Here is a 13091-nt window from a genome sequence, read left to right as displayed (position 1 = left end):
TTCTTGTTACTAAAAATCCATCAGAAACAAAAAAATGACTTATTAAAGAATTTGATAAAAATCATTATGTTTTAGAAAAATTATTGAATATGAACGGAGAAGTTAAATAATGCCAAATGAAAATACACAATCAAATTATACTTTAACTAAATTAATTAGAACTGGAATAAGTCTAATTTGTGCAATGATAGGTACAAGCGCTTATTATGGTCAAGTAATAAGTAATCCATTATTAGGTTCAATTAATAGTTTATTATTTGGTAAAAAATTAGGTTTAGATATATGAAATTTAAATCAAAGACCAAATACTAAAACTAAATTAATTAATAGTAGTAAAAAAATATTACTAGGTTTAGGAACAGTTGGTTTAGCAAATTATAGTAAATGAACAGAAAATAATATTAATCCTATTATTCCAACAACACCAACTCCAATAACTACTACAACTACAACAGAAGGTCCTCCATGATTACTATTAAATAAACAAGAAAATCAGTCATTAATGGATTGAGATACATATATTAGTTTAAATGCTTATGGTATTTCAAATCTTATTAGTGGATTAACTGAATTAATACCTAATAAATTTGAAACAATAAGAAAGATTTGTAATATGGCTACTGGTGGATGCTTAATATCAAGTGGTGTAGCAATGGGTATTAATAATGATTTTAATAATGCTTATGCAATACCTACAATTGTTGCTGGTGCTACTGAAATTATTCATAATTTATTACCTATGGAAACTACACATCATAATGAAGAAATGCAAGAAACATCATTTAATGATGAAACTGCAAGATTAGTAAATGATAATAGATTCACAATTAATAGTGAAACAACTAGTCAATATGGTAGTGATAATATGAGCGAAGTACCATTAAATCATGATAATGCTTCATTAAATTGAGATTATAATCACATGAATTTATAAAGGAGGTGAATAATTTATGAATAAAGAAAAATTACTTGAATATTATAATAATGAAATAAAAACATATAACGAGCAAATAGAAGAATTAGAAAAAAAACTATCTGTATTAGTAGAAGTTATAAGTAATTCACAATCAATGATTGAAAGAATTAATAAAGGTGAATTTAATGAATAAAGATATGGAAAAAGATTTAAAAATTATAAAAGGAAAAGAAAAAACGCTTAAATTTGGTTATGAAAGATTAAATGAAGCATTAGATTTAAGAAATAAATTAGTTAATAGATATGAAGATATTGCAACTCCAAAACAACATGAATTAAGTAATAAATTAAATAAAAAAATTGATAATATTATTGAATTTATTTTAAAAAATGAAATCGGAAAATAAACAATTGAAAGGAAAATATTCAAATGAAAGAATTTTTACATGAATTAATAATTATTGGAACAAGTGTTGGAACATTAATTTGCAGAGAAATTATTGTTTTATTAAAAAGATTTATCACAACTCCAAAACATGTTAGAGCAAATAACAAAATTATAAAAAATCAAAAAAAATTAGCAAAGTTAAATGAAAAGATTAATAAAGAAAATAAATAAAAAAGTGGTGATGTAAATGTTAGAAAATGAAAATAATGTTCAACAAACAACTGAACCTTTAAATGAAAATAATGCTTCTTCACAAGAAATAGAAAATAAAGTTAATGAAGCAGAAAATAAGTTAAATAAACTTAATCAAGAAATTAAAGAAAAAGAAATGATTAATATATTTAAAAAATATCAAGTTAAAACTGAATTTTATGATTTTTTAAAATTTAAAACAAGTAATATAGAAAATTCAAAAATTGAAGAAACTATTAAAAAAATGATTAAAGAACAACCAGTATTTAAACAAACAATTAATACAGGTGGTAATAAACAAATAATTATTAATAATAAACCAAATGATAAAGAAAATTTTTTAATTAATTATAAAAAGAAAAATTATTTATAAACGAAAGGAAGAAATAAAATGTTAGTACCATTTAATCAAAATTTAGACAATATAGAGAGATTAGTAGAAGCACCAGAATTTATAGAGTTTTTTAAAATTTCAAATAGTCCATGGGCAAACTTTTTTCCTACTGAAATTGTTGACTCAGTAAATATTGAGTTTATTGTTAAAAAACCAAAAAAACTGGAAGTAAAAATTATTGCTTGGGATGATAAAAGTAAAAGATATGAATTACCATATGTTGATACAGATAAAATTAGTAAAAAAATAACTAAAAAATATCTTGCAGGAGAAATTATTGCAGATGTAGATTTAAAAGCAAATAATGGACAAAATTTATTAGATAGTATGCAATATGAAGTTGCAAATGATTTAGCAGATAAATTGGCAATTGATGATACACAAGCAATTGCAAAATTTGCTACTAAAATCGATATTGAAGATACAACACCAGTAGGCTATTTAAAATCAATGTTATCTGCTTGAAATACTTTGTTTCAATTTAGAAACATTGTAAATAGTAAATTTTTTATTACTAATGGTCTTTATGATAGTTTAGTTTATTTAGCAGATAATAAAGGTTTAATTACCGATAATCAGTTGGCACAACAATTACGTTTAAATGGAAATAATTTATATGTAAAAGGTGTATTATGTGAAATCGTTCTTGATGACTATATGATTTTTACTAATGATAAAAATGAACAACAATTAATGACCTTTATTTTAGCAACACCAAGAGCAATGAAAAGATACATGATAGAAAATACAGTTATTTATGTAGATTTTATTAAAGACGATAAAGCAGGAAGAGCATATAAAGTTGCTGGTGAAGCAATACCATATATTTCTAATAATGAAACAACATCACGTTGAATGTTATGTGGAATTATTAAAACAGAAAAAACTGATTTAAAAACTAAAATTACAAGTTTAACAACTGATATTACTGCAAATGTTAATAACAATAATAGTGAATTAAATACACAAATAAAAAGTACTAATGAACTTAAATCATTAAATCCAAATTTAACAAATCCAACTATTAAATATTTTAGTGATGCACAAGGAAAAACTAATGTAAGTAATCAAAAACAAAAAGCAGGTGACTTATATATAACTATTACTGCAAATGTTAATGACTTAAATTATAAAGGAACAACAAATCCAATTAAAATAACTCTTAAATAAAGGAAATTAATATCATGCCAATTGGTACAACTAGTACAGCAATACTTTTAAACATAAATAAACCAAAACATACTAGAACAAGTAACCAACAAGAAAATAAAAGTTTTTGATGAGAAATTTTAGAAATGATTGGTGTACAAGTTATAGCAGTAGCACTTGCTCCTTTTACTGGTGGATTAAGTGAAAGTTTTGCACTTGGATTAGGTGCAAGTGATTTAATTGCTAGTATTAGTGCTGTTGGTGTAGAGTTTTTAACTGATTTTACTATTAATCAAGTTTATGATTATTTAAAAGGAAATGTAACACCATTAAATACTTTTTTTAATATATTACCAGCATTTGCTGGACTTAATAAAATTAGTCGTGGTTATCGTACAACTAAATTTATTAAGTTAGTACAAAAAACTAAAACATTAGAACAAGTTGGTATTAAAGAAGCAAAAAATTTACAAGAAATTATTAGTCAAGTAAGTGGAAAAGAAATTTTAACAGATAAAATTATTGGTAATAAACGTTATTTATTTAATTATAGTTTTGCTCCTAATCGTGAAACAATAATCCAAAATTTGGGTTATGTTGCTGAAAGACAATATAAAAATAATTTTCAAAAATTAGAAGCACAAGAATTAAAAGATTATTTATTATTACAAAATACATTAATAAAATTAAGTCCACAATTAACTCCTAAATTTAAAATCAAAGATATTGAAAAAGCAAATAACTTTTTAAAAAAATATAATACTGATTTAAAAAAAGTACTATCTATGAACCAACATGATTGATTAAATTTAGTTCATACAATACATACAGAAAATAGATATGGAAAAACTTTAATTTTAGATTTACAAAAAATTCGTGCTAATGCTATTAAATTTAATTTTAAAAATAGTTTAATTCATAAGATTGTTTTAAATGCAAATAAAATTTTTAAGTATTTTGATATTAGATTTTATTTAAAAAAAGGTTTAAATAAATTTTGAAAAGATACTCCATATTTTGAAAAATTACGAGAAAGTATATATAAATTACAAGAAAAATTTGAAAAGTTAGAAAAACAAGCATTTGAAAAAATTAATAAATTAAAAGAAAAAGCAACTGATTTATTTACTAGTGCAGAGAAAAAAGCAATTAAACATGCACAATTAATTCCATTAAATTCCCCAGTATTTATGGGTTGTAAAATTCAACCTTTATCATTAGATAAATGTGCAATTACTATTTATCATCGCAATCTTAAATATAAACCAATTACAGTTGTTGATAGTATTCTTAAAGCAGAAACTTTTGTTACTCAAATACATCCATTCCATTGATATCGTTGATATAGTGGTTGATACATTGGTTATGGAGTTAATTAAAATAAATGATTAAAAGCAATAGCATTTACTCCACCAGTGGTGTAACAAGTAATTAGAGATAGTTTTAAAGTATATAGAGAAATATTTAGAACTATTAGAACTTATCATAAAGTAGTAAATGTTATTAATAATCCTATTGAAAATATTAATAAATCATTTAAAACTGTTGGTTTAAAATTTTCAGTTAATACTTTATTTGGAACAGGATTATTACATCATTTAGAAAAATTTGCATATAGTCAAGTTGTAGAAAAAGGTAAAAAAAAGTTATAAAAAGAAATTATCCATATATCACATAGAAAAACTAAAACAAAAACTAAGCATTATAAAAAAGCATTTTTTAAGGAATGATAAATTATGATTAATAAACTTTGAACTGATGTCAGTCTTGAAAATTATAATAACTGATATCCATTAACTGGAAAAATTACAGAAACTCCACAACAATATATAAATACATGACCTAATGTTAATGATTGATTTATAACTTTTGCTATTCGCGCTCAAAATGATATTAATGCTTATTTTGATTTTATTTTATCTAAATTTCCTTTCGATAGTTTTAAAGATGAATTAATTAAAGCAACATTAAGAGATATAGTTTATGTTATGGTTGAACATTGAGTATTTAATCGTACACCAATTGAATTTAATGTTGATGCTACTATTCAATTTAATAATGGTAATCAATTTAGTGCAAATAGTACTCCTACAATTAATGTTTGAGATTTAGCACCTAGTAGAATGAAAATATGAGCAAGATTAACAGAATTAAAACAAATATTTTCAAGTTATAATGATAATGAAATAGATATTGAAAAAATTGACTTAAAAGCATTTTATACTAGAAATCAAGTTGATGAATTAATTAAAGAACAAAAAGAATTTACATTATTAAAACAAATTAAATTATATGATGATTTAGTTGATGATAATGAAAATGAAATATATAGAGGTCCTGTTAGTAAATTTATTAATAAAGGTTATGTTGCAACAGATTATGATAAAGAAACTGAAACAATGATTTTAGATTGACCTGATGAAATTGGTACATTACCACCCGAAGCATTACAAAATAATCCACAAATTGGTGATTATACACATGCACCGACTTGTGATTTTTCTGCTAAACAGCAAAAACGAATTACTACAAATGAAAATGAAATTACCAAATTAAATAGTGAATTAATTAAAGCAAACGAAAATATTAATGATGTTAAAAATAATTGATTTAATATTGAAACTAGTCCTTTATGAAAGAAAGTTGAAAATAATAATATAGAAACATTTAAATGATATTTTATTAAAATCAGTTATCAATATTCAACAGAAAATGACTTTATGAAATTTTATAAAGTAATTAAAATTTATTTAAATAATGTTTTTAATGAATTTGAATTGTTAAATGTTGATTCCATGACTTATAAAGAACAAATCTCAAATAAAAATATTTTAAATATTGGAACTATTTACTATGACAATAGAAATAAAAAATTTAGTGGTGGAGGTAATTCTTATCCTGAACGTGGAAAAATTAATTTAATTGGTAATATAGAAGAAATATATCAATATCAAGGAATAGATACACCAATTGAATTTATAGCAGAAGAACATACTGAAAGTGATTATTACACAAAACTAGAAACTAATAATTTATTAGATAAAAAACAAGATAAATTAACTGTTGGTTCAAATATTAATATTGATGAAACTAATACCATTAGTGCAAATTTAACTAATTATTATAATAAATCAGAAATTGATAAAAAATTAGAAGATACAAAAGAATTATTTCCAATTGCTTTTTATATGAATGCTATTGGTAAAGAAATTCCTACTTTAGAAACTAATGATAAAACTATTGTTGGTGGTATTAATGAGTTAAAAGAAAAAATAAAAGATAAAAAATTTTCAAATGATTATTTTAAATATAATACTGAAACAAATCAAATTGCATTACATGATGAAGAAAATTCATTACTTTGCTAAATTGTAAAGGTAAGTGCAACTAAATTATTTTTCTATCCAAATATTCGATTGGTGAAAGATAATTTAGTATTTTTCTTGGTCTTTGGTTTAAAGACAATATAAATTTATGAACTTCATTTTTATTAGTTTTTGAAAAAATAAATTTTTTAGGAAATTTTTCTCTAATTAAACCATTAGTATTTTCATTAGTACCTCTTTGTCAAGGTGAATATGGATTGGCAAAATAAATTTTTATATCTAAATTTTTTTCAAGTTGTTGTCAATTTGAAAATTCTTTGCCACGATCAAAAGTAATAGTTTTAACAATGTTTTTAGGAAGAATTGATAAATAATAACTAACATTTTTATTAATAACTTTAGTAGTTCTGTTTTTAACTAATATTGCTAAAGTAAATCGTGATACTCTTTCAACTAAAGTTATTAAACATGATTTGCTTTTACCTCGTGATGATACTATAGTATCTCCTTCTCAATGACCAAGTGTTATACGATCATTAACATTTATATCTCGTTCTTTAATTGATTTACCATTAAACTTGCCACGATTTTCTTTAGATTTTCGTTTTTTACCTTTTCTTCTTAAATTTTTACTAGTAACTTTATCAAGCATTCCAAAATAAATTCAAGTATAAATTGTTTTAAAACTAATAACTCACTCTTTATGAAAATTTTTAATTCTGCCATAAATTTGTTCAGGTGATCAACCTAATAGTAATTTTTGTTGTACATATTTTACTAAATTCTTATTTTTAAACTTATGAAAACTAATATGTGATTGTTTTCGATTTTCAGCTTTATTTTGTGCAATTAATGAAAAATAATGATTATTATCTTTATTTCTATTAATTTCTCGAATAATAGTACTAATACTTCGATTAAGATTTTTAGCTATTTCACTAATTTTAAATTTAAATTTCAATTGATTCTCAATATAAATCCTTTCATCTATGCCAAGATGTTTATAACTCATATAAAAACTCCTTACTTTTTTCTAAACTAAATTTAGCATTATGAAATTTTTATATGAGAATTTTTTGCAATTTTATTTACTTGCACTTACAAGTATAACTCAGCCTTTGTAAAGATTTATTAGAAAATAATGAATATAAATTATTAAAAACTCAAAATAAAAAATTATTACAAGCCATTAATGAAATATTAGAAAAACAACCAACTCCAACTCCAAGTATAAATAATTGAAAAGAAGTAGGAACAAGAGAAAAAAATAAATGAGATAATTGACAAATTACTTATGATTTTCAAGAGAATAAACATTATAGAGTTTATTATTCTTGAAGTATATATAATCCAGTTTATACTATTCAAGAATTTATTATAACGGATAACAAAATTGCTGGTGTACAAATACAAACCTTTAATGATAGTGCTAATATAGTAATTTTATCAGTTCAACATGCAAAATGGATTACTATTTATACTGGAAAAGGTAATTTAAAAGGTAATGTATGAAAATTAGAAGAATTACAGGAATAAGATTATGTTTTTTAAAATTATAAAAATTATTTTAGGTTTAATAGGAGTTATATTATCATCAGCTATTGCTGGTTTAATTATATTTATTATTATAAAAATTGTATTTAAAATTAATCAAATATTTTAAAAAAAGGTGGTGAATATTATGTTAGGTAGATTTTTAAGAAAAGATAAAAGCACTAATAATGAAGAAAAAACTAAATTAACTTTTTTAAAAGGTAAAAGTACACATGCTTCTATTTTAAGTTATTTTGGTTTTAATGATTTTAATCATGAAACTTATTTCACTGATTTTGTAGCAGAAAATAACGCTAATTTATATAATGCTCCATTAGATATTAATAATGAAGTTATTACGAAATATTTAATTCAACAAGAATTTTATAGAAAAAATTGAAATTCTATTTTTAAATTAAGTAAATTAGGAATTAGTGGTTATTTAATTTTTATTGCTAATGATGATTTATATTTTCAAGTCGTTGATATACAACAAAGAGTTTATGATATTACTAGTAAATTAATTCAATGCACTATTTTTTATGATAGTTATGAGCAAAATGCACAAATGGTAAGATTATTTGAAATTTATACATTAAATAATGAACAAGTAACTATTAATCGTGCAATTTATAGTATTAGTGATAATAAAAAACAATTTCCATTAGATTTTAAATCATTCATTAATAATCCCAATTTAGAACAAGAACAAATATTAAATATTAATTATATTCCAATAGCAATTATGAGAAATAAAGCAAATGAACTAGCAGATTGTAATAAAGTAATGGATAAAATTAAAGCATTAGATGTTATTTATGAACAAATTGTTTTAGATACAATTTTAAATTCACCCAAATTTATATTTAGTCAAACTTATGGAAATGTACAATCAACATTAGAAGAAGCAGTAAGAACTTTGGTTACTAAAAACTACATATTTAAAAGTGGTGGAGATAATAATGAACAAAACGAAAATATCAATATGACAAATAGTAATTTTAAAGGTAAAAATTTAACTGATATATACGATTGAAATGTTAATGAAATATTTAAACGTTGTGGTATTCATATACCAAGTCAAAAGAAATCTGCACAACAATCAATTCCAGAAAGTACAGCAGTAAATATTTCAACTATTAATTATATTGAACAAAAATTATGATAATTTAATATTGATATTCTTAAATTTATTCAAATATTAGTACGTGTAGATAAAGATTTATTAAATAGTAAAACCTTTAATATTAATGATGAACAAGAAATTAATAACTTAACTGTTAAATTAAAATTATTTAATCCAGAAAATAACCAATTAATAGGAGATAACAATGGACAACAGCAAACCACAAACGAAGTTTCCACAAAAACAGAAGCAAACTAAACTTAATCAAGCAGAAGTAGAAAATGATTATTTAATTGATAATATTCCTTATGATTTTACTAATATGATGCGTGCTACTAGTGACCCAGATATTAATAGAGCATACGATGAATTTAAAAAAAGAACAATTTATATTTATGAAATTGAACGTTTATTTAAAAATAATGAAAATAATACTTTAAGATTTTCAGAAAATACTATTAAAATTGGTTTTATTGATATTGATAAAGTATTAAAAACTATTGCTGTTGAAACATCAGACTTTACTATGCAATTAAATCAAAGAGCAAGTACTAATATTAATGATAATACTATTGAATATAGTATGACTGATATTAAAAATTTAATATTCCAAGAAATAAATTTATTAAATCAATTTAAGTTATATGCAGTTAGTATAAATGAACCATTAACTGAAAATAATATTGATAACTTATATATTATTAATAATTATTCACAACCTTATCAAAATCCAAAAACAAGAAGTACTAAAAGTATAACTATTATTAAAATTAAAGACTTTAAAACAAGAGATGGTTATCCAATCATTATTAAATTACAAAAACCATTAGATAAGGATACAAAAGTTACTTGTTTAAAAATTAAAGCCCCTAGAAGCATGATTTTCGGCAATATAAAAGTACTTGGTGAAGTTGATAATATGGAAGTATACCCAAAATTATTTGTTAAAGATAAGATAGCATTTCCACTGTTATCAATGCCTATTGAAACTCAACCAAAAGTTAGAATATTACAACAATGATTTAGTGAACAAATATTACCATGAAATTTAGCAAAACAATTTATTGGACAAGAAAAATCAGTTTTAGATTTAATTGCTATTGGTGGTGGAAGTGAAACAAGAAAAGAAATTATTAATAATGCAAGAGTAACTAATGCTAAAATTGGTAAATATGATGGACCATCACCAATACCGAAAAAATTAGCTGATTTTGAAATGAAAAAGAATGAACAATATTTATTATATAGTCATCAAGAACCAAACCCACCATATCCAAGCAGAAATATTGTTATTGAATTATCACAGAATTTTGATGATGTTGAACTAGAAATAAATGATAAACCACCAATTGATAGTTTGCAAAAAGTATTATTAGATATGTTAACTTATACATATACCTATAATCGTAATTTTGATGGAATATCTTTTAAACAAGGTGATGAAAATTTTGATATTACAAAACTTCGTGCTAAATTTGAAAATCAAAAGCCCGATGATGTTATTACTAATTTATTTAAACAATGAGAATTAGATTATCCAAATTATATAAGTTTGCCACAAGTTAAGATATTTAAACAAATAGTAATTATGTTATCTAAATATATTTATTCAATACTATCTATTAATAAAGGTTTAAATGATGATTTTAAACTATTATTACCTTATTATTTTGAAATAAAATCAAATCCTATACATTCTACACCAGATAAAGTTTGAGAATTTAAAGATGCAAAAGTTGTATTAAAATCTGAATATTTTGATTTTTCAGATATCAATAATATTAAATTGAAAAATAATGATATTAGTCAAAATGAATTATTTAAACTAGATGATAATCAATTTAACTGATTATCTATTACAAATGAAATTGAAAGTAATAATATTCCATCATTAATTCCTGCTGATTGAACATTAGGTAATGGAGAATATGGTAAATATTTTACAAGAGCAATTATTAATAAGAATAAAATTAAAAATGCTTTAAACTTATATGGTTCAAATAAATCTCAATTATTTTCTAAATTAGAATTTTATAAAGAAATTTTACAAATTGATAATAATAATGAATTTGAATTACAAATTGAAAATCCAATTAATAACTTAAATCGGATTGAAATTAGTGGTATATTTGGTGCCGGAAATTATGATTTAATTTTAATAACCGATAAACAAGAAATAAGTTTAACTAATATTAATTTATTTGATAAATATAACGATAATATTTCATACATTAATTTGGAAATTTAATTATCAATTAAAATATCCTTTTGGATATTGACCATCTCATTTTAAATCTGTATTAATACGTTTATCTTTATCAAAATACAAATCTATTATGTGTTTATCATTAGTTTTTCTTTCTCATATTGTTGTTCCAGCCCCCCCAGTAGACTGTATAGTCATGTCCTAAATATGATTTATAACCATTAGTTTGATTATGTGCTAGTGAACCAATTATTAAACCAGTTATTCCACTTATTGCACCAGTTAGTGCTAATGCTAATGTTATTTTATTTAAATTTGTTTTTATTCATATTTTTATATTAAATTACTCCTTTTTTCCTTGATGTTACTTTTAAATTGTACTATTTTTCACTATTTTTACAAGTATACTTTTAAACGCAAAATAACGCCTAAATTAAAGGTGTTTATTTTGTGATACCTATACTATTAATTATATATAACTTGTTTATTATATTGTAAATATGAAAGTACTTTTTTTCGCAGTACCATTATTTTATTCATAATTACATTATTATGTGGATTATTGTGGATAAAATCAAGTAAAATAGATTATTAATATAATTTGTCATATTTTAACACTTTAAATTTATGCAATTTAAAATTAATAATTGGTACAGAAACAGATTAGGAGAATTTAAATATGAATTTTAATTATAAATGAAATTTTAGAGAACAATATGCTAAATTTGATAAATTAGTTTTAGAACATATAACAAAAAAATGAGAAAAATGAGATTGAAGAATAAAAAATACAAGAGATAAAAAGAAATATAAAATTGTTGATTATCAATATCGAACAAGAAAAACATTATATGGAATGGTGACTTATAAAAGAAGAATTTATGAATATTTTGATGAAAAATTACAAAAATGAGTTCGTATTTGTTTACTAGATGAAGAATTAGAATTACCTAAATATAAAAGAATTGGTGAAGATATTGAAGACACTATTATTGAAAATTTTGCAGATGGGAAAAGATATCGTGATATTTGTGCTATTTGTAAAAAAGCAGGTATTAGTGTTAGTACTGTTCATAGAGTTTTTAAAAATTTCGAAATAGTTGAAGCAAATCCAGAAAAAGTAAAACTAGAAAAAAATCAACCTATTTTTGTAGCAATTGATGATGGTCATCGAAAATTTTGAAATTTTAAACGTAAAGGTATAAAACACTCTATGCGATTAATAGTAACATATACAGATAATATTAATCACAAAATACAAAATAAAAGAGTAAAAGCAATTATTAGACCAACAAAAACAAAATTGGAGTTAAAAAAACTGCTGAATTTGTTAAAGAACATTGTCAAAAATTTTACGAAAATATTGAAGAAGCCAAAATTATTATTTGTGGAGATAGTGCAGGATGAATTAAAGAAGTTGCTGATTATTTAGGTGCACAATTTGTTTTAGATAAATTTCATTTAATTAGAACATTATATCTTGGAATAATGGCTGGAAATAAAGAAAAATATTTAAACGAATATAATCACTGTAAAAATTTAATTAATAATGGTCAATATGAACAATTAATTAAATATTTATATAAAGAATTAGATAATCATAAAAAATTAAAGAAACAGTATTTTAAAAATAATAAACAAGGCATTGAAAATCAAGGTGCAAAGTGAAATATAGGTTGTTTTACTGAAACTAATATTTGACATGTTTTAAAAGAAATGCTTGGTAATAGAACATATAATATTTTGATTTATATAAAAATGGTTATTTTTAAATGTAATAAGATAAATTTAGAAACATAAT

15 protein-coding genes are annotated in these 13091 nt (G+C 22.3%); 13 read left to right on the top strand and 2 right to left on the bottom strand.

Annotated elements, in window-relative coordinates:
* The first annotated feature begins 109 nt into the window (after positions 1-109).
* From AACL05_RS08105 to AACL05_RS08070, 8 genes are all read left to right on the top strand, one after another.
* Positions 110-934, top strand: a complete 825-nt coding sequence (locus tag AACL05_RS08105) for a hypothetical protein (RefSeq protein ID WP_338961340.1) — start codon at positions 110-112, stop codon at positions 932-934.
* A 16-nt stretch (positions 935-950) separates the two neighbouring features.
* A complete protein-coding gene (locus AACL05_RS08100; protein WP_338961337.1) occupies positions 951-1109 on the top strand; it encodes a hypothetical protein in 159 nt (52 codons plus the stop codon).
* A complete protein-coding gene (locus tag AACL05_RS08095; RefSeq protein WP_338961334.1) occupies positions 1102-1323 on the top strand; it encodes a hypothetical protein in 222 nt (73 codons plus the stop codon). Before AACL05_RS08100 ends, AACL05_RS08095 begins: the two co-directional genes overlap by 8 nt.
* A gap of 23 nt (positions 1324-1346) precedes the next feature.
* Positions 1347-1535 carry a hypothetical protein gene (locus AACL05_RS08090; RefSeq protein WP_338961331.1) on the top strand — a complete coding sequence of 63 codons (189 nt, stop codon included), beginning with the start codon at positions 1347-1349 and terminating at the stop codon, positions 1533-1535.
* Positions 1536-1551: 16 nt separating this feature from the next.
* The gene (locus AACL05_RS08085) at positions 1552-1929 is read left to right on the top strand and encodes a hypothetical protein (RefSeq protein ID WP_338961328.1); all 378 of its coding nucleotides are present in this window, start codon (positions 1552-1554) and stop codon (positions 1927-1929) included.
* A gap of 18 nt (positions 1930-1947) precedes the next feature.
* Complete coding sequence (locus tag AACL05_RS08080) at positions 1948-3120, top strand: hypothetical protein (protein WP_338961325.1); 1173 nt, start codon at positions 1948-1950, stop codon at positions 3118-3120.
* Positions 3121-3134: 14 nt separating this feature from the next.
* On the top strand, positions 3135-4478 hold the full coding sequence (locus tag AACL05_RS08075; RefSeq protein ID WP_338961321.1) for a hypothetical protein: 1344 nt from the start codon (positions 3135-3137) through the stop codon (positions 4476-4478).
* A gap of 357 nt (positions 4479-4835) precedes the next feature.
* Complete coding sequence (locus AACL05_RS08070; RefSeq protein WP_338985986.1) at positions 4836-6467, top strand: hypothetical protein; 1632 nt, start codon at positions 4836-4838, stop codon at positions 6465-6467.
* 19 nt (positions 6468-6486) lie between these two features.
* Here the strand turns inward: AACL05_RS08070 and AACL05_RS08065 are convergent, their stop codons facing one another.
* The gene (locus AACL05_RS08065; RefSeq protein WP_338960236.1) at positions 6487-7437 is read right to left on the bottom strand and encodes an IS30 family transposase; all 951 of its coding nucleotides are present in this window, start codon (positions 7435-7437) and stop codon (positions 6487-6489) included.
* A gap of 528 nt (positions 7438-7965) precedes the next feature.
* Here AACL05_RS08065 and AACL05_RS08060 point away from each other — a divergent pair.
* From AACL05_RS08060 to AACL05_RS08050, 3 genes are all read left to right on the top strand, one after another.
* A complete protein-coding gene (locus AACL05_RS08060) occupies positions 7966-8088 on the top strand; it encodes a hypothetical protein (protein ID WP_338961314.1) in 123 nt (40 codons plus the stop codon).
* A gap of 18 nt (positions 8089-8106) precedes the next feature.
* On the top strand, positions 8107-9126 hold the full coding sequence (locus AACL05_RS08055) for a hypothetical protein (protein ID WP_338985985.1): 1020 nt from the start codon (positions 8107-8109) through the stop codon (positions 9124-9126).
* 163 nt (positions 9127-9289) lie between these two features.
* Entirely contained in the window at positions 9290-11332 is a 2043-nt protein-coding gene (locus AACL05_RS08050) for a hypothetical protein (RefSeq protein WP_338961310.1), read from the top strand.
* Here AACL05_RS08050 and AACL05_RS08045 read toward each other — a convergent pair whose 3' ends face one another.
* Positions 11333-11488: a hypothetical protein gene (locus AACL05_RS08045; RefSeq protein WP_338961307.1), complete on the bottom strand. Its 156-nt coding sequence runs from the start codon at positions 11486-11488 to the stop codon at positions 11333-11335. It lies immediately after the preceding gene.
* A gap of 481 nt (positions 11489-11969) precedes the next feature.
* Here AACL05_RS08045 and AACL05_RS08040 point away from each other — a divergent pair, with 481 nt between their 5' ends.
* Positions 11970-12722, top strand: a complete 753-nt coding sequence (locus AACL05_RS08040) for a UPF0236 family transposase-like protein (protein WP_338961304.1) — start codon at positions 11970-11972, stop codon at positions 12720-12722.
* Between the two features lie 56 nt (positions 12723-12778).
* Entirely contained in the window at positions 12779-13090 is a 312-nt protein-coding gene (locus AACL05_RS08035) for a hypothetical protein (protein WP_338961302.1), read from the top strand.
* Position 13091 lies beyond the last annotated feature (1 nt).

Origin of the sequence: Spiroplasma endosymbiont of Thecophora atra, assembly GCF_964019735.1 — a bacterium.
Lineage (GTDB): Bacteria > Bacillota_I > Bacilli_A > Mycoplasmatales > VBWQ01 > Spiroplasma_E > Spiroplasma_E ixodetis_A.
Note: the sequence above shows the minus strand (reverse complement) of the source record. Positions and strands in the feature narration are given on the sequence as shown.